Annotated in this window: 23 protein-coding genes; 1 reads left to right on the forward strand and 22 read right to left on the reverse strand. The window is 71.4% G+C overall.

All coding sequences use genetic code 11. From position 1 onward, the window contains the following. Positions 1-128: 128 nt before the first annotated feature. From JJ683_RS03140 to JJ683_RS03155, 4 genes are all read right to left on the reverse strand, one after another. Positions 129-1,175 carry an Rv2578c family radical SAM protein gene (locus tag JJ683_RS03140; RefSeq protein ID WP_200171212.1) on the reverse strand — a complete coding sequence of 349 codons (1,047 nt, stop codon included), beginning with the start codon at positions 1,173-1,175 and terminating at the stop codon, positions 129-131. A 62-nt stretch (positions 1,176-1,237) separates the two neighbouring features. Beyond that, positions 1,238-1,933, reverse strand: a complete 696-nt coding sequence (locus JJ683_RS03145) for a hypothetical protein (RefSeq protein WP_200171213.1) — start codon at positions 1,931-1,933, stop codon at positions 1,238-1,240. Continuing rightward, positions 1,917-3,188, reverse strand: coding sequence for a histidine--tRNA ligase (hisS, locus tag JJ683_RS03150; protein ID WP_200171214.1), 1,272 nt, complete (start codon positions 3,186-3,188; stop codon positions 1,917-1,919). Before hisS ends, JJ683_RS03145 begins: the two co-directional genes overlap by 17 nt. A 47-nt stretch (positions 3,189-3,235) precedes the next feature. Further along, positions 3,236-3,913 (reverse strand): MBL fold metallo-hydrolase, encoded by a 678-nt coding sequence (locus JJ683_RS03155; protein WP_200171215.1) that lies wholly within the window; start codon positions 3,911-3,913, stop codon positions 3,236-3,238. 255 nt (positions 3,914-4,168) lie between these two features. On the opposite strand from JJ683_RS03155, the gene JJ683_RS03160 reads away from it, so the two are divergent. Continuing rightward, the gene (locus JJ683_RS03160; RefSeq protein WP_307810654.1) at positions 4,169-4,885 is read left to right on the forward strand and encodes a peptidylprolyl isomerase; all 717 of its coding nucleotides are present in this window, start codon (positions 4,169-4,171) and stop codon (positions 4,883-4,885) included. A gap of 57 nt (positions 4,886-4,942) precedes the next feature. Here the strand turns inward: JJ683_RS03160 and JJ683_RS03165 are convergent, their stop codons facing one another. From JJ683_RS03165 to JJ683_RS03250, 18 genes are all read right to left on the reverse strand, one after another. Further along, positions 4,943-7,321, reverse strand: a complete 2,379-nt coding sequence (locus JJ683_RS03165) for a RelA/SpoT family protein (RefSeq protein ID WP_200171257.1) — start codon at positions 7,319-7,321, stop codon at positions 4,943-4,945. A gap of 154 nt (positions 7,322-7,475) precedes the next feature. Continuing rightward, a complete protein-coding gene (locus JJ683_RS03170; RefSeq protein ID WP_307810656.1) occupies positions 7,476-8,054 on the reverse strand; it encodes an adenine phosphoribosyltransferase in 579 nt (192 codons plus the stop codon). Continuing rightward, complete coding sequence (locus JJ683_RS03175; protein ID WP_200171218.1) at positions 8,036-9,883, reverse strand: ABC transporter substrate-binding protein; 1,848 nt, start codon at positions 9,881-9,883, stop codon at positions 8,036-8,038. Before JJ683_RS03175 ends, JJ683_RS03170 begins: the two co-directional genes overlap by 19 nt. Before the next feature lie 20 nt (positions 9,884-9,903). Then, on the reverse strand, positions 9,904-11,157 hold the full coding sequence (gene secF / locus JJ683_RS03180) for a protein translocase subunit SecF (RefSeq protein ID WP_200171219.1): 1,254 nt from the start codon (positions 11,155-11,157) through the stop codon (positions 9,904-9,906). 1 nt (position 11,158) lies between these two features. Next, positions 11,159-12,964 carry a protein translocase subunit SecD gene (gene secD, locus JJ683_RS03185; protein ID WP_200171220.1) on the reverse strand — a complete coding sequence of 602 codons (1,806 nt, stop codon included), beginning with the start codon at positions 12,962-12,964 and terminating at the stop codon, positions 11,159-11,161. 189 nt (positions 12,965-13,153) lie between these two features. Beyond that, on the reverse strand, positions 13,154-13,606 hold the full coding sequence (gene yajC / locus JJ683_RS03190; protein WP_307810657.1) for a preprotein translocase subunit YajC: 453 nt from the start codon (positions 13,604-13,606) through the stop codon (positions 13,154-13,156). A 105-nt stretch (positions 13,607-13,711) separates the two neighbouring features. After that, entirely contained in the window at positions 13,712-14,734 is a 1,023-nt protein-coding gene (gene ruvB / locus JJ683_RS03195) for a Holliday junction branch migration DNA helicase RuvB (protein WP_200171259.1), read from the reverse strand. 146 nt (positions 14,735-14,880) lie between these two features. After that, the gene (ruvA, locus tag JJ683_RS03200) at positions 14,881-15,501 is read right to left on the reverse strand and encodes a Holliday junction branch migration protein RuvA (RefSeq protein WP_200171221.1); all 621 of its coding nucleotides are present in this window, start codon (positions 15,499-15,501) and stop codon (positions 14,881-14,883) included. Positions 15,502-15,615: 114 nt separating this feature from the next. Then, positions 15,616-16,200: a crossover junction endodeoxyribonuclease RuvC gene (gene ruvC, locus JJ683_RS03205; RefSeq protein ID WP_200171222.1), complete on the reverse strand. Its 585-nt coding sequence runs from the start codon at positions 16,198-16,200 to the stop codon at positions 15,616-15,618. A 170-nt stretch (positions 16,201-16,370) separates the two neighbouring features. Beyond that, positions 16,371-17,126, reverse strand: a complete 756-nt coding sequence (locus JJ683_RS03210; RefSeq protein WP_200171223.1) for a YebC/PmpR family DNA-binding transcriptional regulator — start codon at positions 17,124-17,126, stop codon at positions 16,371-16,373. Between the two features lie 103 nt (positions 17,127-17,229). After that, the gene (gene pdxT, locus JJ683_RS03215) at positions 17,230-17,904 is read right to left on the reverse strand and encodes a pyridoxal 5'-phosphate synthase glutaminase subunit PdxT (RefSeq protein ID WP_200171224.1); all 675 of its coding nucleotides are present in this window, start codon (positions 17,902-17,904) and stop codon (positions 17,230-17,232) included. Further along, a complete protein-coding gene (locus JJ683_RS03220; protein ID WP_200171225.1) occupies positions 17,901-18,797 on the reverse strand; it encodes an acyl-CoA thioesterase in 897 nt (298 codons plus the stop codon). The genes pdxT and JJ683_RS03220 overlap by 4 nt, the downstream gene beginning before the upstream one ends. A 113-nt stretch (positions 18,798-18,910) precedes the next feature. Then, positions 18,911-19,831: a pyridoxal 5'-phosphate synthase lyase subunit PdxS gene (gene pdxS / locus JJ683_RS03225; RefSeq protein WP_307810658.1), complete on the reverse strand. Its 921-nt coding sequence runs from the start codon at positions 19,829-19,831 to the stop codon at positions 18,911-18,913. An 89-nt stretch (positions 19,832-19,920) separates the two neighbouring features. Then, positions 19,921-21,051, reverse strand: coding sequence for an NUDIX domain-containing protein (locus JJ683_RS03230; RefSeq protein ID WP_200171227.1), 1,131 nt, complete (start codon positions 21,049-21,051; stop codon positions 19,921-19,923). Then, positions 21,048-22,175, reverse strand: coding sequence for a glycosyltransferase family 4 protein (locus JJ683_RS03235; protein ID WP_200171260.1), 1,128 nt, complete (start codon positions 22,173-22,175; stop codon positions 21,048-21,050). Before JJ683_RS03235 ends, JJ683_RS03230 begins: the two co-directional genes overlap by 4 nt. 33 nt (positions 22,176-22,208) lie before the next feature. Continuing rightward, positions 22,209-23,162 (reverse strand): phosphatidylinositol mannoside acyltransferase, encoded by a 954-nt coding sequence (locus JJ683_RS03240; RefSeq protein ID WP_200171228.1) that lies wholly within the window; start codon positions 23,160-23,162, stop codon positions 22,209-22,211. Further along, the gene (gene pgsA / locus JJ683_RS03245; protein WP_200171229.1) at positions 23,159-23,836 is read right to left on the reverse strand and encodes a phosphatidylinositol phosphate synthase; all 678 of its coding nucleotides are present in this window, start codon (positions 23,834-23,836) and stop codon (positions 23,159-23,161) included. Before pgsA ends, JJ683_RS03240 begins: the two co-directional genes overlap by 4 nt. Next, complete coding sequence (locus JJ683_RS03250) at positions 23,830-24,384, reverse strand: ATP adenylyltransferase (RefSeq protein ID WP_200171261.1); 555 nt, start codon at positions 24,382-24,384, stop codon at positions 23,830-23,832. The genes pgsA and JJ683_RS03250 overlap by 7 nt, the downstream gene beginning before the upstream one ends. Between the last annotated feature and the right edge of the window lie 40 nt (positions 24,385-24,424).

Genomic DNA, 24,424 nt, shown 5'->3' on the forward strand with positions numbered 1-24,424 from the left:
CGCCTGCACGTTCCAGTCACGACTCCAGGATGTCGCGCGGCCGTGCCCTGAGCATCCGGGACTCCCCTGAACCACACCCGGAGTTCCCGGTTCTGGCCCGGAGTTCCCAGCGGGGCACGGGTCCACACTCAGAAGAGCATCGGCTCCGGCTCGCGGTCCGCGCGGCTACGCTCCGCTGAACGGGCCGTCCCCCCGTCCGGCCCGGCACCGCGCTCCGGCGCGCCGCTGCCTCCACTCACGAGCCCGTGCTTGTCCAGCAGCGGCGTCACGCGCTCGCGCAGCCAGATCTTGTACTCGACCGGCACATACGCGCCGTGCCCGTACAGCCGCCGGTAGCGGCCGACCAGCTTCGGGTGCTCGCGGGCCAGCCACTCCATGAACCATCCGCGCGTGCTGCCGCGCAGGTGCATGGGCATCACCGTCACCGACCGGGCGCCTGCCGCCGCTACGGCCGCGAACAGTACGTCGAGCTCGCGCTGCCCGTCGGTGATGTACGGGATGACCGGAGCCACCATCACGTGCGGGGTGAACCCCGCCTGGCACGCCGCGCGGATCAGCTCCAGGCGCGCCGCCGGCGAGGGAGTGCCCGGCTCGATGGCCTTCTGCACCGACGGGTCGAGCATGGCCAGCGACACCGCCACGGACACGTCCACCCGCTCGGAGGCCGCTGCGAGCAGCGGAAGATCACGGCGCAGCAGCGTGCCCTTGGTGAGTATGGAGAACGGGGTGCCGGAACCGGCAAGCGCGCGGATGATACCCGGCATGAGCCGGTACCGCCCCTCCGCGCGCTGGTAGGGGTCGGTATTGGTGCCCAGCGCCACCGGCTCGCCGTGCCAGGACCGCCGCGCCAGTTCCCGGCGCAGGACGGCGGCGACGTTCATCTTGACGACGATCTGGGTGTCGAAGTCCTTCCCCGCGTCCAGATCCAGGTACTCGTGCGTGGGGCGGGCGAAGCAGTACCGGCACTGGTGCAGGCATCCGCGCATGGGGTTGACGGTCCACCGGAACGGCAGCCGCGCCCCCTCCGGCACCTGGGTCAGGGCGCTCTTGCACAGCACCTCGTGGAAGGTGACCCCCTCGAACTCGGGCGTGGCGACGGTGCGCACCAGCCCCGCCCGTCCGAGCCCCGGCAGCGCCCCGTCATCCACATCGAGCGTCTGTTCGATCCACCGCATGTGCACAGTCGAACAGTTGTTTGGCATCCCTGTCAAGCGTGGCGGCGGGTCCGCCGCCGGAACTACTCCGTGATCTCCCGGACCTGCGCGCTCGTCACCGCCGTCCCCGCGTGCCCGGCCCCGGTCGCCTGGATCGCCTTGTGCAGAGGCCGCTCGGCCAGCGGCGTACCCATCGCCTCGGCGCGCAGGTGGGCCTTGAGCAGTCCGGCGAGCTCTGTCAGCGAGGCCGGACCGTCCGCGCGACCGTCCCCAGGACCGGCGTCGGCCGCCGCGTCGTCCGCCCGGGGCTCGATCACCTCGTGGCGCGCGAGCGTGTCGGCCGCGCGCAGCCCCCGTTCCAGCGCCGCCACCGCATCGATGGGCAGCTCGCGGCCCCGCTCCCCCGAATACACCGCGAGGGTCACGGCCACGTTGTCGGCGCGCAGCATCGCCTGGTCCACCCGCGACCGATTGACCGTGATCGTCACCGAATCCGCCGTGGCCAGGTCCACCACTCGGGTGGGTCCGGACCGCGAGGTGAGCACCGTGCCGTCGATCGACTGGTTTCGTCGCATCCCGGCGACGGCGATGACCACCAGCGGCACCGCGATCACCAGCGCGACGATCACGCCGGCCCACCAGCTGAAGTTGATCCCGAAGAACATGCCGAGGATCACGCCGACACCCACCGCGATGAGCAGCAGGCGCTGCAGCTTGGGCCGCACCTCCGCGGGCGCGACCAGGTTGACGTTGACGGCGCCGTCACCCAAGGCGATCACGCACCTCGGTCACGGCGTCGCCGAGCGTCACCGGCGACTGTTCGCCCGTCGACAGGTCCTTGACGCCGACGACGCCCTGTTCCAGGTCGCGCTCGCCCAGCACCAGCGCCAGCCGCGCGCCCGACTTGTCGGCGGCCTTCATCGCACCCTTGAGCCCGCGGCCCCCGTAGGCCATGTCCACCCGGACCCCGGCGGCGCGCAGATCGCGGCCCAGCACGGCCATCGTGCGCGCGGCATCCTCACCGAGCGGCACGCCGAAAACCTCGCAGCACGCGTCGGCGCCGGCGACGGCGATCCCCTCGGCCTGCAGCGCCAGCATCGTGCGGTCCACGCCGATGCCGAACCCGATACCGGACAGTTCCTGGCCGCCGAGCTGCGCCATCAGCCCGTCGTACCTGCCGCCGCCGCCGATCCCGGACTGCGCGCCCAGGCCGTCGTGCACGAACTCGAACGTGGTCTTGGTGTAGTAGTCGAGGCCGCGCACCATCCGCGGGTTGATCTCGTAGGGCACGCCCATCGCCTCCAGGTGCCCCAGCGCCCGGTCGAAGTGCGCTTTGCACGCCTCGCACAGGTGATCGCGCATCAGCGGCGCGTCGGCGGTCATGGCGCGCACGTCGGTGCGCTTGTCGTCGAGCACGCGCAGCGGGTTGATCTCCGCCCGGCGCTTGGTCTCCTCGTCCAGGGGCAGAGCGAACAGGAAATCCTGCAGCGCCTGCCGGTAGCGCGGCCGGCATTGCGCGTCGCCCAGCGAGGTGATCTCGAGGCGGAATCCACTGAGTCCCAGCGCGCGGAAGCCGGCGTCCGCCACGGCGATCACCTCGGCATCCAGCGCCGGGTCGTCCACGCCGATGGCCTCCACGCCCACCTGCTGCAGCTGCCGGTACCGGCCGGCCTGCGGGCGCTCGTAGCGGAAGAACGGGCCCGCGTAGCTCAGCTTCACCGGCAGCGCGCCGCGGTCGAGCCCGTGTTCGATCACCGCGCGCATCACCCCGGCGGTGCCCTCCGGGCGCAGCGTCACCGAGCGGTCGCCGCGGTCGTCGAAGGTGTACATCTCCTTGGACACCACGTCCGTGGACTCCCCCACGCCGCGGGCGAACAGCGCGGTGTCCTCGAAGATCGGCAGCTCGATATGCCCGAAGCCCGCCAGCCGCGCGGCACCGGTGAGCGCGTCGCGCACCGCCGTGAACGCGGCCGAGTCCGGCGGATAATAGTCGGGGATCCCCTTGGGGGCGCGGAAGATGCTGCTCGAGCTCACTGTGGCGTAGCGCCTTTCGTGGATGTGGTCGTGGGTGCGGGGCCGGTTCAGCCGACGCTCAAGCCTGCCAGGAACGGGTTGGTGGCGCGCTCGCGCCCGATGGTGGACTGGCCGCCGTGGCCGGGGAGCACCACCGTCTGCTCGTCCAGCGGCAGCAGACGCGCGGCGATCGAATCGAGCAACTGCTGGTGGTCGCCGCCGGGCAGGTCGCTGCGTCCGATGGAGCCGGCGAAGAGCGTGTCCCCGGTCAGCGCCACCGGCACCGGGCCCTGCCCGGTCTGCGCGGTGGTGAGGAAGTCGACGGAGCCCTGCGTGTGCCCCGGGGTGTGCAGCACGTCGAACTCCAGGCCGGCGAGCTCGAGGTGGTCTCCCTGCGCCAGCGCGATGACCTCGTCGGGCTCGACGAACTCCGCGTCGCCGATGATCTGCGCCATGCCCGGGCCCATCCCGCGGCCCGGGTCGGCCAGCATGTGGCGGTCCTCGGGGTGGATGTAGGCCGGGACGGAGAATTCCGCGCACACCGGCGCGACCGACCAGGTGTGGTCCAGGTGCCCGTGGGTGAGCAGGACCGCGACGGGCGTGAGGCCGTGCTGGGCGAGCACCTCGCGCAACGGTTCCACCGCGTCCTGTCCTGGGTCGACGACGACGCACTCGCCGCCGTCGCCGGGGGCGACGAGGTAGCAGTTGGTCTGGAACATTCCGGCGGCGAATCCGGTGATGAGCACGGCGCCCTCCTCTCGCTGCGGCCGGCCGGCCGACGTTCTGCGGGCCGCCCTGCGGCGTGCTGCCCGACGGGGTCCCGGTTCTCAAGCCTATGCTGCTCGGCGGGGCCGCTCGACCCCGGACCGCCTGCGAGTGCGGGCCGCCACCGCCCACTGCCGCCGCCCGCGGGCCCTGCGACGGAAGGAGCCGCGATGCGCACGGTGCCCCGGCGTCGCGCACGTCGGCCCCGTCCGCCGGCCGTACCGGCCGCTTCCTCCGTGGCCGCGACCATCCTCGCCGCCTCCGTGCTCGCTGCGTCGTGCTCGTCGGGCGGCCCGGCTGCGCCAGACGCCACAGGCCCGGCGGGCGGCACGGAGGGACAGCCCGCCGGCGTCTCCTGTTCGTACCCGGACTCCGGTTCCCCCGCGCGCCCGGTGGAACGCCCGGAAAGCCTGGGCGTGCCCGCCACCGGCACGCTCCCGGTGACGCTGCGCACCAGCGCCGGCGAGATCGGCGTGACCCTGGACCGCGCGTCGGCCCCGTGCGCCGTGCACAGCCTCGTATCGCTGGCCCGCCAGAAGTTCTACGTCCACACCCCATGCCACCGTCTCACCACCCCTCCGGCGACCGTGTTCCTGCTGCAGTGCGGCGATCCGACGGGCACCGGGGCAGGCGGCCCCGGCTACGCCGTGCAGGACGAGCCGCCCTCCGGGCTCGCAACCGCGCCCGGCGCACGCGGCATGGTCGTGTATCCGCGCGGCACGGTGGCGTTGTCCAACCACGGGGTGCCGGATTCAGGCGGCAGCCAGTTCTTCCTGGTGTACCGGGACAGCCCGCTGCCGCCGACCTACTCCGTACTGGGGCGCGTCGACGCGGCGTCCCTTCCGGTGCTCGACGCGATCGCGGCCGCGGACACCGACGGCGCTTCGTCCCCCGGCGACGGCCACCCGCTGGAGCCGGTGATGCTGCGCGCCATCGTCCTGCCCGCCGGGTGACGTTCCCCCATCAGGCACGACCCCGTCCGCGCGCGCCACGCCCCCCGCGGGCCAGTCCTACGACGCCGAGGTCACCCGATAGACGTCGTAGACGCCCTCGACGTTGCGTACCACGGCCAGCACGTGGCCCAGGTGCTTCGGGTCGCCCATCTCGAAGGTGAACTTGCTGATCGCCACCCTGTCGCCCGAGGTCGTGACCGCGGCGGACAGGATGTTGACCTTCTCGTCCGCGAGCACCTTGGTGACGTCTGACAGCAGCCGGTGCCGGTCGAGTGCCTCCACCTGGATCGCCACCAGGAACACCGACGACGAAGTGGGCGACCAGGACACCTCGAGGATGCGGTCGGCCTGTTCGCGCAGCGACGACGCGTTGGTGCAGTCGACGCGGTGCACGCTCACGCCGCCGCCGCGGGTGACGAAGCCCATGATCTCGTCGCCGGGCACCGGGGTGCAGCACTTGGCCAGCTTGGTCATCACCCCCTCCATGCCCGTCACCAGTACGCCGGTGTCGCTGCTGGCGGGCTTGTGCGCGGGCACCGTCGACGGGGTGGAGCGCTCGGCCAGCTCCTCCTCCACGTCGCCGATGCCACCGAAGTGCGCGATCAGCCGGCTCACCACGTGCTGCGCGGACACCTGGTGCTCGCCCACCGCCGTGTACAGCGCCGTCACGTCCTGGTAGCGCAGCTCCTTGGCCACGGCGGCCATCGAGTCGGCGTTCATGATCCGCTGCAGGGGCAGGCCTTCGCGGCGCACGGCCTTGCTGATGGCCTCCTTGCCCGATTCGAGGGACTCCTCGCGGCGCTCCTTGGCGAACCACTGCCGGATCTTGGCCTTGGCGCGCGGCGAGACCACGAAATTCTGCCAGTCGCGGCTGGGCCCCGCGTTGGGCGCCTTGGAGGTGAACACCTCGACCACCTCGCCGTTCTCCAGCTGCCGCTCGAGCGCCACCAAGCGCCCGTTGACGCGGGCGCCGATGCACTTGTGGCCCACCTCTGTGTGCACGGCGTAGGCGAAGTCCACCGGGGTGGAGCCGGAGGGCAGCGTCACCACGTCGCCCTTGGGGGTGAAAACGAAGATCTCGCGCACCGCCAGGTCGTAACGCAGCGATTCGAGGAACTCCCCCGGGTCGGCCGCCTCCCGCTGCCAGTCCAGAAGCTGACGCATCCACGCCATGTCGTCGAGCTCGGAGGACTCCTTGCCCGCCTTGGCGCCGTTCTTGCCGCGCAGCTCCTTGTACCGCCAGTGGGCGGCGATGCCGAATTCGGCGGTCCGGTGCATCTCATGGGTGCGGATCTGCACCTCCAGCGGCTTGCCCTCGGGGCCCACCACGGTGGTGTGCAGCGACTGGTAGACGCCGTAGCGGGGCTGGGCGATGTAGTCCTTGAACCGCCCGGCCATCGGCTGCCACAGCGAGTGCACCACGCCGACGGCGGCGTAGCAGTCGCGCACCTCGTCGCACAGGATCCGGATGCCCACCAGGTCGTGGATGTCGTCGAAGTCGCGGCCCTTGACGATCATCTTCTGGTAAATCGACCAATAGTGCTTGGGCCGGCCCTCGACCACGGCCTGGATGCGCGAGGCCACCAGGTTGCGGCTCACCATGGAGCGCACCTTGGCCAGGTAGGTGTCGCGCGACGGGGCGCGGTCGGCCACCAGGCGCACGATCTCGTCGTACTTCTTGGGGTGCAGGATGGCGAAGGCGAGGTCTTCGAGCTCCCACTTGACCGTGGCCATGCCCAGCCTGTGCGCCAGCGGCGCGATGACCTCGAGCGTCTCCTTGGCCTTGCGCGCCTGCTTCTCCGGCGGAAGGAACCGCATGGTGCGCATGTTGTGCAGCCGGTCCGCCACCTTGATCACCAGCACGCGCGGATCGCGCGCCATGGCGATGATCATCTTGCGGATGGTCTCGGCCTCCGCCGCCGCGCCGAAGTCCACCTTGTCCAGCTTGGTGACGCCGTCGACGAGGTGCGCCACCTCCTCACCGAACTCGGCGGTGAGTTGCTCGAGGGTGTAGCCGGTGTCCTCTACGGTGTCGTGCAGCAGCGCCGCGGTGAGCGTGGTGGTGTCCATGCCCAGCTCGGCGAGGATCGTGGCCACCGCCAGCGGATGGGTGATGTACGGGTCCCCGGACTTGCGCATCTGCGTGGCGTGCCGCTCGGCGGCCACGTCGTAGGCGCGCTGCAGCTGCGAGAAGTCCGCCTTGGGGTAGACCTCCCGGTGCAGTGCGGCCAGCGGCTCGAGCACCGGCGCCACGGCCGCGTGACGCTGGCCGGTGATGCGCCGGGCCAGCCGCGCCCGCACCCGGCGCGAGGCGGACGCCGAGACCCCGGAACCCTGCGAGGCGGCCGGCGCCCCGGCCTGGCCGGCCTCCGCCGCCGCACCGGAGGTGCGTGCGCTCCCGTGCCTCGCCGCACCCGCAGTCTCCGTCGAACCCATCGCGCCCGCCTGGTCCTTCGCGTCGCCGGAACCAGTGGTACCGGACCGGCTCGCGGCATGGTCCGGCCGCGACGCTGTCACGCCGGAATCGACCTTCTTGCCCACGAGGCCACCTCCTGCCCACCGGATCGTCGTGCTGCCACGACTCTATCGCTCAGACCGTGGTCAGGCAGTGCAGTCCCACACCGTCGAGGCGCTCCCGGCCGCCCAGCCCCGGCACCTCGGCGACCACGGCCACCGTCTCCACGATGGCGCCGCAGCGCTCGAGCAGATCCACCGAGGCCCGCAGCGTGCCCCCGGTGGCCAGCACGTCGTCGACCACCAGCACGCGGCGCCCCGCGAGCTCGATCGCCTCCGCCGGGACCTCCAGCGCGGCGCTGCCGTACTCCAGGGCGTACTCCTCGCCGTGCACCGGCGGGGGCAGCTTGCCCTTCTTGCGCACCGCCAGGACGCCGGTGCCCAATTCCAGGGCCACGCCGGCGCCCAGCAGGAAACCGCGGGCGTCGATGCCGGCGACGAGGTCCACCCGGCCCGCCACCGGCGCGGCCAGCGCGCGCATGATCGAACGGAGCGCCGGACCGTCCGCGAACACGGGTGTCAGGTCGGTGAACAGCACCCCCGGCTGGGGAAAGTCGGAAACGTGCCGGGCGAGCCGCCGGATTCCCTCGACCGCCGCCGCCACCTCCGCGCGCGCATCGAGCGGTTCCGGGGCTGTCAATTCAGTACCATCCACCGGTCCATGTTCCACCCGGCGCCCGCCCATGATGTCGTCGGGGCCCCCGCGTGCAGGCCACCGACGAAGGAGGTCTGCCGCGGCGTGCGGTACAGCGGCAGTGTCGGCATCTCGTCCCACAGGATCTGCTCGGCCTCGTGGGTCAGGCCCAGGGCGTCGGCGCCCTCCGGGGTGACCTGCAATTGCGCGACGATCTCGTCGAAGCGGCCGTGGGAGAAGCCGCCGATGTTGCCTGACGCGCCGGTGGTCAGCGCCGCCAGCCGGGCCACCGGGGTCGCCGGTCCGCGCGGCGGCCCCGCCTGCGACCCGCCCGTGCCGCCTAGAACCGCGTCGACCGTGCCGTCCGTGAGCGCCTGCGGGGTGAACCCGGCCGCGCCGGAATCGTGGATCTGGATGCCGGCCGGCGCGCACGCCTTCGCCATCAGCGCCACCACGGCGGCGCGGCGCGCATCCGGTGCCAGGTATCCGACGCGCACCGTGAGCCCGTCCAGGCCGGCCTCGTCTAGCGCGGCCTGCGCGGCCGCCACGTCCGGTTCGATGAACCCGCCTCCCGCGGTGCCGGCGACGAATCCGTAGGCGAGCGTGCCGGGAAGGGTGCTGCGCGAGTTCTGCACCGGCGGGGTGCCCGCTGGACCCGTGTCGGGCGATGCGGCGTCCGGTGCCGCGCTCTCCTGCGTCGGGCCGTCCGGTGCAGAAACGTCCGGCGCGAACTCGGCGGCGATCCGCCCGCGCGGCACGCACGCTGCCACCGCGCGGCGGGCCGCGGACGTGGCCAGCGGCCCGCGGTCGGCGAAGATGAGCTGCTCGACGTCATCGGTCGCGTGCACTGTTGTCGTGTAGCCGTCGCCCAGTTCCATGGCCTGCTTGGCGCCGGCGCCGGCGCCGACCACCTCGATCTCACCGTCGGAGGCGAGGGTGTTCACCGACGCGTTGCGCGGGTGGATCGCGATCCGCTCGGTGCGGGCCTTGTCCCCCCACCATGACGCGTTGGCGACGAGTTCGATGCTGCCGTCCTCGTCCACCGAGTCCAGCCGGTACGGGCCCGACGACACGAACACGTCCGGGTCCACCCTGCCCGGAGTCAGCGCGAAGGCGGTGTTCCAGTAGTCCGCGACGGTCCGCAGGACGTCGAGGTCCTTGTCCTGCACCGCCCGCACGATGTCCACCCCGGCGGCGGCCGGCCCCGGGGGCGCGCCTGCGCCGGCGTCCTGCCCGTCTTCGTCCGCGGCGTCGGCCCCGGGGTCGATCCCCGCAGCCCCTTGCGCGACGACGTGCGACGGGAGCATGCTCGTGGCCCCGAACACCGACCGCCAGCCGGTGACGGCGCGGTCACCCTCGTAGTGCACGACGGCGTCGCGGCCGCCCGGCTCGCAGTCGATCGCGGCGATCTGCGCCATCGCCGGATCTACCGGCGCGTCGAAGAGCGGGACCGGGGCGCCGTCCGCGCCGGGAAAGGTGAACGTCCCGCTTTGCGCCGCCCAGGCCAGCACCATGTCGTCGCAGACGACGGGCGCCCCGTCCGAGTACTGTGCCGCCGGGTTGATCCGGTACTGGATGCTGGACGGGTCGCCGGGCACCGGGGTGACCGTGCCGAAGTCGGTGTCCGCGATGGTCTCGCCGTGCGGCCCCGGGTAGCTGAAGCCCGTCTGCACCCGGACGAACGCCTGCCGCGCCGCGGAACTCGCACCGGTGGTGGAGGAGACGTTGTAGGTGGGCACCGCGCCGTCGATGACGTATCCGATACCCGCGGCAGGCGATCCGCCCGATGTGCACGACGCGACCAGGCCCATCGCCGTGCCGGCCGCCACCAGCGCCGCGAGTGCCCGCACCGGCCGCCGCGCCCGCACGATCAGCGCCGCTTCCGCCGCTTCGATGACGGCCGCGCCCCGGGGCGCGGCTTCGTCGCCGTGCCGGGTACGCCCGCCCGCGGCCTGTCGCCGCCTGCCGCATCGGCATCGCCTGCGTCCGCGCCGCCGCCCGCGTCATCGGCGGAGGCGTCATCGGCGGAGTCTTCGGCCTCACCGGCTGCGATGTGGGCGGCCGTCGCGGCGCGCTCCTCGGCGCGGGCGCGCCGTTCGAAGACCTTCTTGTTGTGTCCCTTGATCCTCGCGTGCATCTTCTTGAATGTCACAAGCAGCGGCGTGGCCGTGCAGATGGACGAGTAGGTGCCCACGGTGATGCCGATGAGCAGCACCAGCGCCAGGTCCTTGAGCGTGCCCACGCCGAGCATCCACACCGCGATCACCATCAGCGCGAGGATGGGCAAGATCGTGGTGAGCGAGGTGTTGATCGAGCGCATGAGCGTCTGGTTGACCGCCAGGTTCGCCTGCTCCGCATAGGTGCGTCTGCGTTGGTGGAACAACCCCTCGACGTTCTCCTCCACCTTGTCGAAGACCACCACCGTGTCGTAAAGCGAGTAGCCGAGGATCGTCAGCAGACCGATGACCGTCGCCGGCGACACCTCGAATCCGACGAGCGAGTAGATGCCGGACGTGACGATCAGGTCCAACAGCACCGCCAGCAGTGCAGCGAAGGCCATGTCGCGTTCGAATCTGATGGCGATGTACACCCCCACCAGCACCAGGAAGACGACGAGGGCGAAGATCGCCTTCTTCGTGATCTCTCCGCCCCAGGTGGAGCTGACGGCCGAGACGCCGATCGTGTCGATCGTGGGCGCGCCGTCCGCCCCCACGGGCTGGAACGCGTCGAACAGTGCCTGCCGGAGCTCCACGGACTGCGGCACGCTCAGCGTCTCCGCCTGGATGAGGATCGACGCCGACCCGCCTGAGCCGACCGTCTGCACCGACACCGGCTCGTTGCCGATGGTGTCCTCGAACACGTCCGAGACCTCGCTGGTGGTGGTCTGCGAGGTGGTGGGGAAGGTGATGCGCGACCCGCCCTCGAAGTCGATGCCGAAGGTGAACCCGCGGATGGCGATGCTCAGGACGCACACGAGCACCACGACGCCGGTGACGATGTAGAACTGCCTGCGCCGCGGGATGATCCGGAACGCGCCGGTGCCGGTGTAGAGCCTGGCGAAGAACCCCCGGCCCCCACTCGACGGCGGCGGGGTCTTGACCGCCGCGGTGGTGTTCTCGCCCATCTCAGCTCTCCTTCGCAGCCGCGGCCATAGCCGCCGCCTTGCGTTCGCGGGCCACGTCGGACATCGCTCCGAGTCCGTTCCAGCGGGGGTTCGCCGCCCACGCCTTGGTGGACGCGATGTGCAGCAGCGGGTGCGTCACCAGGAACACCACGACGAGGTCGAGGATCGTCGTGAGGCCCAACGTGAACGCGAAGCCCTTGACGTCGCCGATCGCCAGGAAGTACAGCACCGCCGCGCCGATGATGCTCACCGTGTTGCCGGACAGGATGGTGCGGCGTGCGCGCGCCCATCCACGCGGCACCGCCGAGCGGAAACTGCGCCCCTCGCGTATCTCGTCCTTGACTCGTTCGAAGTAGACGACGAACGAGTCGGCCGTGGTGCCGATGCCGATGATGAGACCCGCGATACCCGCGAGGTCCAGGCTGTATCCGATCGATCTGCCGAGCAGCACCAGCAGAGCGTAGACGAGGATGCCGGACAGGATCAGCGACAGAGAGATCAGCACGCCCAGCACGCGGTAGTAGGCCAGGCAGTACAGCAGCACGAGGATCAGACCGACCAGACCGGCGATGAGGCCGGCCTTGAGCGAGGAGAGCCCCAGTGTGGCCGAGACCGTCTTGGCGTCGGACTGCGAGAACGACAGCGGAAGCGAACCGTACTTGAGCTGGTTGGCCAGCGACTGCGCCTCGGACTGCGAGAAGTTGCCGTAGATGGACGTCGCGCTGCCGGCGGGCGTGACGCCCTGAATGACCGGTGCGCTGATCACCTCGGTGTCGAGGACGAAGGCGGCGCGCTTCTGCAGGTTCTCGCGGGTGAAATCCGCCCACACCTGGCTGGCGTCCGGCTTGAACTCCAGCGAGACGATGTAGCCGCCCTGCTGCTGGTCGAACTGCGACTGAGCGTTGGAGATCTGCTCGCCCTTGATGATGGCCGGGCCGAGCAGCATCACCTCCTGCCCGTTGGCGTTGCAGGCGACGAGCGGCAGCGCCGGGTCGTCGTTGCCGCGCAGCGGGTCCTCCCCGACGCACCCGGTGGCCGCGAGGTCGCTCATCGACTGCTGCTGCACCGCAGGGTCGGTGCTCTGCCGGGTCTTCTTGGCGGCTTCGATCTCCTCACGGGCCTTGTCCGTCAACGCAGCCTCGGCCGGAGACTGTGTCGACGTGCCCGGCGCGGTCGACACGTCGCCCCCTGCCGGGGCCGGAGTCGGGGCCGGGGCGTTCTCGCCGGACGCCGGAGCGGACTCGTCGCCGGGCGCGGCGAGCGGGTAAACGCGGTTTTGGGGGGCGGGCGCCCCGTCAGACTGGGCCGGCGCCCCGCCGGATGATCCCGACGCGGGCACGGACGGCGCGGCCGGGTTCTCCGGCGCGGGCGGTGCCGCGGGGGCAGCGGGATTCGCGGGGGCGGGTTGCGCTCCGGCGGCCGCGCCGATGGGCTGCGACTGCAGGACCGGGCGGATCGTCAGCTTGGCCGTCTGCCCGAGACTCTTGGCGGCCTCGCCGTCGCTACCGGGAACGGTGATGACGATGTTGTCGCCGTCCACCACCACGCTGGCACCGGAGACGCCAAGGCCGTTGACCCGGGACTCGATGATCTTGCGCGCCTGGTCCAGGCTCTCATCACTGGGGCTGCTGCCGTCCGGCGTGCGCGCGGTGAGCGTGACGGACGTCCCGCCCTGCAGGTCGATACCCAGCTGAGGCGTCGGCTCGCGGTCGCCCGTGAAGAACACGAGCGCGTACAGCACTGCGACGATGACGCCGAACAACGCAAGGTAGCGGGCGGGATGGAACTGCCCGGATTTTTTCGCCACGACGCGCGAATCCCCTCGGTGGTGTCGGTGGAACGGTGTTGGTGTGGTTGTGCCGGGGCATGCCGCGCCCCGGTTCCCCCCTACCGAACCGGACGCGCCCCACGGCTGCGCATCGGCGGACACCCCTGTGGCAATCTACTCGACTGTCCCGCCACGGGGGTGATCCGCGTTGCGCCTCCGGTCAGATTGTCACGATTCGGCCGCGTCGCCATCGCGACGGCCCCGGTCCGATCCGCGGCGTGCCCCGTCGTCCTGCGCGTCGCCCGCGAAGTCCTCAGGCGTGAGGTCGTCCGCGGAGAAGCCCTCGATGTCGTCCTCGGTGAACCCGTCCTGCACGTCGTCCTCGTCGGACCGGTCGTATCCGGCGTCCGCGTCCTCGGCCGTGTCGCCGGTGAGGCGCTCACGGATGGCGATGCGCTCCCAGCGGGTGACGACGCCGGGCGCGATCTCGAGATCGACCGTGGTCTCCTGCAGGTCCGTGACCTCAGCGTGCATGCCCGAGGTGGTCATCACCTCGTCGCCGACAGCGAGGTTCGCCTGGGTCTCCTGCGTCTGGCGCATCGCCTTCTTCTGGCGGCGCGTCGTCAAGAACAACGGCACCATGAGCACCAGAAGGATGAGAATGAAAATGATTCCGTCCACGCGATCGACCTCGCCCAACTCTCGAAACGTCACTTCGTGCGCGTGATCGCACGAACCACCAGTGTGCCACCTGCGGCATAGGCGCGCCGCCACGGTACCGCCGGATCACTCGGCGGGCCGCACCTCAATCCCGCCGTACACGAGCCCCTCCGGCGGCGTGAGCCCCAGATGGTGCCAGCCGGCCGCGGTGGCGACCCGGCCTCGGGGCGTCCGCGCGATCATGCCCGCCCGCACCAGGAACGGCTCGCAGACCTCCTCGACGGTGCCGGACTCCTCCCCCACCGCCACCGCCAACGTGCCGACGCCGACCGGGCCCCCGCGGAAGCTGCGGACGAGCGCGGCCAGCACCGACCGGTCCAACCGGTCCAACCCGGCCTCGTCGACGTCGTAGACCTGCAACGCCGCCCGTGCGACGGCCAGGGTGACCGTGCCGTCGGATCGCACGTCCGCGTAGTCGCGCACCCGGCGCAGCAGCCTGTTGGCGATGCGGGGCGTGCCGCGCGAACGGCCCGCGATCTCCCGCGCCGCCGACGGCTGCAGGTCCACCCCGAGGATGGTGGCGGATCGCCGCAGGACGTGCTCGAGTTCGCCCGGCTCGTAGAAGTCCATGTGGGCGGTGAAGCCGAACCGGTCGCGCAGCGGCCCCGTCAGTGCCCCGGACCGCGTGGTGGCCCCCACCAGGGTGAACGGCGCCACGTCCAGGGGAATCGACGTGGCGCCGGGCCCCTTGCCCACCACCACGTCCACACGGAAGTCCTCCATCGCCAGGTACAGCATCTCCTCGGCGGGCCGGGCCATGCGGTGGATCTCGTCGATGAAGAGGACGTCGCCCTCGACCAGGTTGCTCAGCATGGCGGCCAGGTCGCCCGCCCGCTCCAGCGCCGGGCCGGAGGTCATCCGCAGCGACGTACCCAGCTCTGTGGCGATGATCATGGCCAGCGACGTCTTGCCCAGGCCCGGCGGACCGGACAGGAGGATGTGGTCCGGCGTGACGGCCCGTTTCATGGCGCCGGAGAGCACCAGGTGCAGTTGTTCGCGCACGCGCGGCTGGCCGATGAAGTCGTCGAGCGTCTTCGGACGCAGCCCCGAATCGGTGTCGCCGTCGCCGGAGATCATCGTCGCGCGCATCGTCTCGTCGCCATCGGCGAATCCTCCCGGAGCGTCCCCGCCGTTGAACGCTGAATCCCCGGCCGCCCCGTTGTCGAAGGCCTCGTCGTCAAAGCTCCCGGCATCGTATGCACCGGCATCGGATCCGTACCCGTATCCGTCCGTGCTCATCGCGCGCGCCCGAGCTTGGACAGCGCGCTGCGCAGCACCGCAGAGACGTCCTCCGCACCCGGGGCGCCGGTGGACTCGGCGAGAACCACGTCCGTGGCCTGCTCGGCCCCGGCGACAGGGAAGCCCAGCCCCACCAGGCCGTCCACCACCTGCTCGCGCACGCCGGACAGCACAGGCTCCGGTGCGCCCGGTATCCCGGCGGGCGCCGGGCCGGACACCGCTGCCACCTTGTCGCGCAGCTCGACGATCATCCGTTCCGCCGTGCGCTTGCCGATGCCCGGCACCCGCGTGAGCGTCTTGACATCCTCAGCGCTCAACGCGGCGGAGAGTGCATCCGGCTCCAGCACGGCGAGGATCGCCATCGCCAGGCGCGGGCCCACCCCGGATACCGTCTGCACCAGGGCGAACAGCTCGCGCGACGGCGGGCCGTCGAACCCGTAGAGCGTCATCGAGTCTTCGCGGACCACCAACGTGGTGGTCAGCGCGGCCTGTTCACCCCGCCGGAGCGCGCCCAGCGTGGCGGGCGTGGCGTGCACCCGGTAGCCCAGGCCGCCCACGTCGATCACCGTGTGGTCGAGGCCCACGTGCAGCACCTCGCCGCGCACCGAGTCGATCATCGCGCGCCCGTCACCCCTTCATCACTCGTCGAGACTGTCCATCCATCGCCCGGCGGCACCGTCCGCTCGCGGCCGAACGCCCCGCGCGGCCGCCCCGTCACCGCCGCACCACTATCACCGCTGCGCCCCCGCCTGCCGCCGCGCACGCCGCTCCCGGGCCAGCCGCGATTTGAAAGCCTTCTCCTGCTCGCGCGCCCGCTCCTCCGCCTCCGCCATCCGGGCGATCATGGGCGCCCGCCAACAGTGGCAGATGGCCAGCGCCAGCGCGTCCGCGGCATCCGCGGGCGACGGCGGCTTCTGCAATCCCAGGATGCGCGTGACCATGGCCGTGACCTGCGCCTTGCCCGCGGTGCCGTTGCCGGTGACCGCGGCCTTGACCTCGCTGGGGGTGTGGAAGCACACGTCGATGCCCCGGCGCGCCGCCGCCAGCGCCACCACTCCCCCCGCCTGCGCCGTCCCCATCGCGGTACGCACGTTGTGCTGGGCGAACACACGCTCCACCGCCACCACTTGCGGCTTGTGCGTGTCCATCCAGTACTCGGCGGCGTCCGCCACAAGCAGCAGCCGCCGGGCCAGGTCAAGGTCCGACGGCGTGCGCACCACGTCCACGTCCAGAGCCGTGACCTTCCGCCCCGTGCCGCCCTCGACGAGGGACATGCCGCAGCGCGTCAGCCCGGGGTCGACGCCCATCACCCGCACGCCGGCACCATCCTCACCCTGCCCACTCTCCCCTCGCCGACACGCAACTCCGAACTACTGTTCGAGACACTAATGCACGACACCCCGTACGTCGAACACCGGCGACGTACGGGGTGTCGTGCGGCGGCGCGGCCGGGGATGCGCCCCGGCCCGGTCCGCGCTCGGTCCGCTCAGTCCTCGTCGAGCGCCGCTAGGACCTCGTCGCTCAGGTCGACGTTGCTGTAGACGTTCTGCACGTCGTCGCTGTCCTCGAGCGCGTCGATGAGGCGGAGGACCTTCTTGGCGCCGTCGACGTCCACCGGAACAGACACGGACGGCTGGAAGCTGGCCTCCGCCGAGTCGTAGTCGATGCCGGCCTCCTGCAGCGCGGTGCGCACCGCGACCAGGTCGGTGGGCTCGCTGATGACCTCGAAGGACTCGCCCAGGTCGTTGACCTCCTCGGCGCCGGCCTCGAGCACGGCGAGCAGCACGTCGTCCTCGCTCTGGTCGCCCTTCTCCAGCTGCACCACGCCCTTGCGTGTGAACAGGTAGGACACCGAGCCGGGGTCGGCCATGTTGCCGCCATTGCGGGTCATCGCGGTGCGGACCTCGCCCGCGGCGCGGTTCTTGTTGTCCGTCAGGCACTCGATGAGCACGGCAACGCCGTTGGGTCCGTAACCCTCGTACATGATCGTCTGCCAGTCGGCGCCGCCCGCCTCCTCGCCGCCCCCGCGCTTGCGTGCGCGCTCGATGTTGTCGTTGGGGACCGACGACTTCTTGGCCTTCTGGATGGCGTCGTACAGCGTGGGATTGCCGGCGGGATCGCCACCGCCCGTGCGGGCCGCCACCTCGACATTCTTGACGAGCTTCGCGAACATCTTGCCGCGCTTGGCGTCGATCGCGGCCTTCTTGTGCTTCGTGGTGGCCCATTTGGAGTGGCCCGACATGCAGTACGCCCCTTCCGAGGTTCCTCTAGCATCGGTTCCTCTCGCATTCGAGAGCAGCCGGAACCACACGCCAGGCGGTGGCCGACTGTGTTGACACTCGATTCTATGCGGCCGCCCGCACCATATCGACAAACAGCCCATGAATCCGGAGGTCCGCGCCCATCTCGGGGTGGAACGACGTGGCCAGCGCCGCCCCCTGGCGCACCGCCACCGCCCGCTCCGCACCGTCCCGGTCCACCGAAGCGAGCACCTCCACCCCCGGCCCGACGCGCTCGATCCACGGTGCGCGGATGAACACGGCGCGCACCGGGTCCCCCGTTATGCCGGTGATGCGCAGGTCCGCCTCGAACGAGTCCACCTGCCGGCCGAAGGCGTTGCGCCGCACCGTCACGTCCAGCGCGCCGAAATGCACCGCGTCGTCGCGCGTATCGAGCACCTCGGATGCGAGCAGGATCATCCCCGCGCAGCTGCCGTACACCGGAAGCCCGTCCGCCACCGCTTGCTGCACGGGGCCGACCATGTCGAACACGCGCAGCAGCCGGCTCATCGCCGTCGACTCGCCGCCGGGGAACACCAGCCCCGACACGGAGCCGAGGTCCTCCGCGGACCGCACCGGCATAGCCTCCGCACCGCACGAGCGCAGCGCGGCGAGGTGTTCGCGCACGTCCCCCTGCAGCGCCAGCACGCCGATCCGGGGTGCGGTACCGCGGCTGCCGGAGGCCGGCGGTGCCGCGTGCAGCGCTCCGTCGACGGGCACGGTCCCCGTGGTCGTGCTCATGCGCCGTCCTTGTCGATGGTCGCGCCGTCCTTGGTAGAGGCCGCGCCGTCCTGGGTGATGATCGACGTCCCGCCGCCCGGCGCCACCGGCCGCATGAGCCCCTCCTGCACCACCGCGGCCGCCAGCCTGCCGTCGAGCGTGAAGATGCGGCCCTGGGTCAGCGCTCGGCCGAAGCCCGCCGACGGCGATGTCTGGTCGTAGAGCAGCCACTCGTCGGCGCGGAACGGCCGCAGGAACCACATGGCGTGATCCAGCGACGCGTTGGCCGTCTCCCGATCACGATGCGGGACCTTCGCCGAGTCCAGCAGCGTCATGTCGCTCATGTAGGCGAGCGCGCAGATGTGCAGTACCGGGTCGTCCGGGAGCGCCTGACGGTGCCGCATCCACACCCGCTGACGCGAGGCGGTGCCGGACGTCGCCGACTGTTCGGCGGGCACCATGCGCAGGTCCCAATCGCCCCACTCCTGACCGAACCACAGGCCGTCGTCCGGGTCACCGCTGCTGCGCAGATCCGGTAGCTGCTCCGGCCCCGTCACGTCCGGCATGCGGTCCTGGTGCTCGAGACCATCCTCGTGGACGTGGAACGACGCGGACATCGCGAAGATCGTCTCGCCGTCCTGCACGCCGCTGACTCTGCGCATGCAGAAGCTGCGGCCGTCCTTGACCCGGTCGATCAGGTACACGGTGGGCATCGCGGGGTTGCCGGGCCGCAGGAAATTCGCGTGCAGCGAGTGCACCTGGAAGCGCGGATCCACGGTGCGTTCCGCCGCAACGAGGGCCTGCCCGGCCACCTGGCCGCCGAAAGTGCGCTTGAGGAGGGTGTCGACGACGGGCCCACGGTAGATGTCCCGTTCCAGGCGTTCGAGATCGAGGACCGCGCGGATATCCGTCATTCGCCCAGCGTAGTGCAGGCCCGTCGGGACCCGCCCGCGGGAGCCGGGTGACCGGCACGATGCACCCGACTCCGTCCGGCGCGACACGCAGGCCGGAGTCGGAGCCTGTCAGCTCACCAGCCGCGCTCGGCCAGGCGGTGCGGCTGCGGGATGTCGTCGACGTTGATGCCCACCATCGCCTCGCCGAGGCCGCGGGAGATCTTCGCGAGCTGGTCCGGATCGTCGTAGGACGCAGTGGCCTTGACCACGGCGGACGCACGCTCGGCGGGGTTGCCGGATTTGAAGATGCCGGAGCCGACGAACACGCCCTCGGCGCCGAGCTGCATCATCATCGCCGCGTCGGCCGGCGTGGCGATGCCGCCGGCGGTGAACAGGGTGACGGGCAACTTGCCGGCCTTCGCGACTTCCGCCACCAGCTCGTACGGCGCCTGCAGCTCCTTGGCTGCGACGAAGAGCTCGTCCGGGGCCATCGTGGTGAGCTTGGCGATCTCGGCGCGGATGCTGCGCATGTGCGTGGTGGCGTTGGAGACGTCACCGGTGCCGGCCTCGCCCTTGGAACGGATCATCGCCGCGCCCTCGGTGATGCGGCGCAGCGCCTCGCCCAGGTTGGTCGCGCCGCAGACGAACGGCACGGTGAACTGCCACTTGTCGATGTGGTTGGTGTAGTCGGCGGGGGTGAGCACCTCCGACTCGTCGACGTAGTCGACGCCGAGCGACTGCAGGATCTGCGCCTCGACGAAGTGGCCGATGCGTGCCTTGGCCATCACCGGAATGCTGACGGTGTCGATGATGCCGTCGATCATGTCCGGGTCGCTCATGCGGGATACGCCGCCCTCGGCGCGGATGTCCGCCGGGACCCGCTCGAGCGCCATGACGGCGACGGCGCCCGCGTCCTCGGCGATCTTCGCCTGCTCCGGGGTGACGACGTCCATGATCACCCCGCCCTTGAGCATCTCGGCCATGCCGCGCTTGACGCGCGCGGTGCCGACAGTCGACTCGGAACCGTTGGTCGAATTGTTCGCGGAGTTGGTCACGAAGTGCTCCCTGGTGTGTTGTCGCGGGGTGTCGTTGCCCATCTTATGCCGTTACCCCCCGCACCCTGATTCTGCGGTCGGGAAGCCGGTCAGCGGATCGTGCGGACCTCGTGGGCGCGCTGCCCGCCGAGGCACTCGAGGGCGTCGGGAAGCAGCTCGGCGAGGTCTTGCGGGTAGACCGCGACGGCCGATCCCGCCAGGTCCGCAAGCTCGTCGGAGGAGAACCACCGGTGCCCCAGCAACGCGTCGCGCTCGAGCTCGGTCCGTGCCCCCGGCTGCGGTTCGAAAGTCTCCGTGCGCAGCACGAAGAAGTGCTCCTCCGAATGCATCATCGACCCGTTCCAGGGGAACAACGACAGCCGACGCCAGATGGGCCCGCACAGCTCCTCGGGCCGCACACGCAGGCCGGTCTCCTCCCACAATTCGCGCACCGCCGCCTCCCGCAACGATTCGCCCGCCTCGACGCCGCCGCCGAAGGTGAACCAGAACGGCGCCTCGGAGCGGTGCGGGTCGCGTCCGCGCGCCAGCAGCGCCCGCGCCGCGTCGTCCACCAGCAGAACCCGGGCCGAGATTCTGTTGCCGTTGCCGGCGGATACGTGCGCATCCTTACCGTTCTCCGCTTCGTCGGAGCCGCTCGCCCCGGCGGCGGGGTACGCGGACACCGCGTTGCGCAGCGACTCCTCGGTGATGTCGAAGTAGGCGGGCATCTGCGCCGTGCCCCCGAGCCGCAGCCACCGCACGAGCCGCCCGCCTTGCAGCGCACGCGTGTCCCGGACGGCGTCGTTGTGAAAGCGGCGGGCGATGAGCACCCGCGCATCGGCGTCCGCGAGCTCCGCCGCATGCACGGCGCGCACCGTCGAGGCGTCGACCCCCGCCAGGGCGCGGGAGAGCGCGTTCTCCGCCCGTTCCCGATCGGACCTGTCGGCGCGCTCGGCCCGCAGCGACAGGTCCACGAGCACCGCCGCGTCGCCGCGTGCCGCAGACGATTCCTCTCCCGCTGACGACTCCTCGCCCGCCGAAGACAGCTCGAGGTCGTGGGAGAGAGCCCGGACGACGACGGAGCGCCGGGCGAGCGCCGCGTCGAGCGCCTGCCAGGCCAGGTCCGTGCGCACGTGCAGCCGGTCGAGCCGGTTCGCCGTGCCGTACGCCCACAGCGCGGCGAGCACCAGCAGCGCGACGACGAGGCCGACGACGGTGATGGTCAGTGCGGAGATCGTCATTCGCCCACCGCCCGCACGCGCCTGTCGCCCACCATGACGGTTTCATACACCCGCAGGATCTGGTCGGCGACCACGGGCCAGTCGTAGCCGCGCACCACGCGGTCCCCGGCGGCCACCAGACCGTCGCGCAGCCCGGTGTCGGTGAGCACCCGGTCGATCCCGGCGGCCAGCGAGCGCGGATCGCCGATCTCGGTGAGCACCCCCGCCTCCCCGTCGCGCAGCACGCGGCGGAACGCGTCGAGGCGGCTCGCCACCACCGGGGTGTGCGCGGACAACGCCTCGACGAGCACGATGCCGAAACTCTCGCCGCCCAGGTTGGGTGCCACGTACACGTCGGCGCTGCGCATCGCCGACGCCTTCTCCTCGTCGCTGACCTGACCGAGCAGCCGCAGGTGCCCGGCCAGGCGCCCGGCGCGGGAGCGCAGCTCGTCCTCGTCGCCGCGGCCGACCACCAGCACCTGCAGGTCGGGATGGCGTTCCACCAGCGCAGGCAGCGCGTCCAACAGCACCCCCATACCCTTGCGCGGCTCGTCGTAGCGGCCGAGGAACAGCACCGTCCCGCCGCTCCGCGGATACCCGTCCAGCACGGGGGCGTCCGCGAATGAGGACACGTCCACGCCGTTGGGGATCTCCACCGCGTCGGCGCCGAGTGCCTGCACCTGCCAGCGCCGCGCCAGCTCGGACACGGCGATGCGCCCGGAGATCTTCTCGTGGTAGGGCCGCAGCACGCCCTGGAAGGTGGCGAGGACCAGCGACCGCGTGGTGGACGTGTGGAAGGTGGCGACGATGGGCCCCTCGGCCACCTTGAGCGCCAGCATCGACAGGCTCGGCGCGTTGGGCTCGTGCACGTGCAGCACGTCGAAGTCGTTGTCGCGGATCCACCGGCGGATGCGCGCATAGGTGCCGACGCCGAAGCGCAGCCGCGCCACCGACCCGTTGTAGGGGATGGCCACGGCGCGCCCGGCGGACACGACGTACGGCGGCAGCTCCACCGACTGCGAGGCCGGGGCGAGCACACTCACGTGGTGGCCGCGTGCGAGGAACACCTGCGCCAGCTCGCTCACGTGCGCCTGCACCCCGCCGGGCACGTCGAACGAGTACGGGCAGATCATCCCGATGCTCAGCCGGCGCCCCGGATCCCTCTCGGTCACCGTCGCCTACCTGTTACCGAGCCGGGCGCGTCGCTCGTCCGACAGGTCCGACCACCACAGCGGCTGCAGCATGTGCCAATCGGCCGGATGCGCAGCGATGTTCGCGGCGAAGACTTCCGCCACCGATTGTGTGGCCGCCTCCACGCCCCGGGTGGCATCGACGGGCGGCGCGATGGAGAAGCCCCAGCCGCCGTCGGTGAACCAGCAGTGCACCGGCAGCAGCGCAGCGCCGGTCTCCGCCGCGAGCCGGGCCGGGCCGGCGGGCATGCTCGTGCGCTCGCCGAAGAAGTCGACGGGGATGCCGCGGCCGGTGAGATCGCGTTCGCCGAGCAGGCATACCACCTTGCCCTGCTCGAGCCGCGAGCGCAGCGCGCCTAACGGCGGCTCCTCGCCGCCGCTGAGCGGGAACACCTCGAAGCCCAGGCGCTCGCGGTAGTCGACGAATCGCTGGAAGAGCGATTCCGGTTTGAGCCGCTCGGCGACGGTGGCGAACTGCCCCCAGGCGTGCACCAGCCACACGCCGGCCACGTCCCAGTTGCCGGAGTGCGGCAGCACCAGCACCGCGCCCCGGCCAGCGTTCATCGCGGTGTTCAGATGTTCCTGGCCCTGTACCGCCGAGTCGACGTCCGCGGCCATCCGTGCCAGGTCCATCGACGGCAGCCGGAAGGCCTCGCGCCAATACCGCGCGTACGAGCGGAGAGAAGCGCGAATCAGGGCGTCGGGCACGCGCTCGGGCGTCGAGCCCATCACCCGGGCCAGGTTGGCCCGCAGCTGGCCCTGGCCCGCACCACGCCGCCACGCCAGGTCGGCGCCCAGGTCGAAGCCGCCGCGCGCGACCCGCTCCGGCAGCAGGCGCACCGCCCGCCAGCCTGCCGCGTACCCGGCGTCGCTGAACTTCTCGGACCGGCTCGTCTGCGCGGCCGGGCGGGAGTGCGCCGTCGGGCGCGGCTGCGCCGTCACGACTGTCCCTCCGGCGACGGGCCCTCCGGCGACGGGCGGTCGAGCGGGATCAAGTCGCGCGCGCCGGGCGAGCCGCGCACCGACCGCATGCGCTGCCCCACGGTGATCACGCTGCCGGCGGCGAGGATCCACATGGCTGCGAAGAGGATCCACGGCTGGTCGAAGATCCCGGTGAAACCGGCGCCGACCAGCACGATGATGAGCCGGTCCGGCCGCTCGATCAGACCGCCGTCGCCGTTGAGCCCGCTGGCCTCCGCTCGGGCCTTCGCGTAGGAGATGACCTGCGAGGTGACCAGGCAGATCAGCGTGGCCACGAGCAGCAGCCGGTACTGCGTCGTGTCGTCGAGGCTGTAGACCACCCACCACGCGAGACCCGCGAAGATGGCGCCGTCGGCGATCCGGTCGCAGGTGGCATCGAGGACCGCGCCGAAGCGGGTGCCACCGCCGCGGGCCCGCGCGGTGGCACCGTCGAGCATGTCGAACATGACGAAGAACCAGATCACCAGGGCACCCCAGAACAGGTGCCCCATCGGGAAGAGCGTCAGTGCGGCGGCGATGGACGCCACCGTGCCGGCGACCGTGATCACGTCGGGCGTCACGCCCATGCGCACGAGCTTGCGGCCCATCGGCAGCGTCACCTTGGACACCGACGCGCGGGCGAAGACGCTCAGCATGCGGACCACGCCTCGGCGAGCAGCGAACGGGTATCGCCGAGCAGTTGCGGCAGCACCTTGGTACCGCCGACGACCGTGATGTAGTTGGCGTCCCCGCCCCAACGCGGCACCACATGCTGGTGCAGGTGCGCGGCCAGCGAGCCCCCCGCGGCGGAGCCCAGGTTGATCCCCACGTTGAACGCATGCGGGTGCGACACGGCGCGGATGGTGCGCAGCGCCTGTTGGGTGAATGCCATGAGCTCGGCGCTCTCGCCCTCGTCGAGGTCTTCTAGCCCCGCGACGTGCCGGTACGGCAGCACCATCAGGTGCCCCGGGTTGTACGGGTACAGGTTGAGCACGGCGTAGACGGACTCGCCGCGCGCGACGACCAGGCCGTCCTCGTCGCGCATGCGCGGGATGTCGCACAGCGGGCATCCGCTGGACTCGCCGGGCGCGACGGTGGGCGCCTCTGCCACATACGAGAGTCGGTGCGGCGTCCAGATGCGCTCGAGCCGGTCGTCGTCCCCCACCCCCGTGGAACGGATCCCCGCGCCCCCGGGACCGCCCAACGGGTTCGGACCGGCATCCGCCGTGTGTTCCCGCCGCGCC

It is taken from the genome of Tomitella cavernea (assembly GCF_016599145.1).
In the GTDB taxonomy this organism is placed as follows: Bacteria; Actinomycetota; Actinomycetes; order Mycobacteriales; family Mycobacteriaceae; genus Tomitella; species Tomitella cavernae.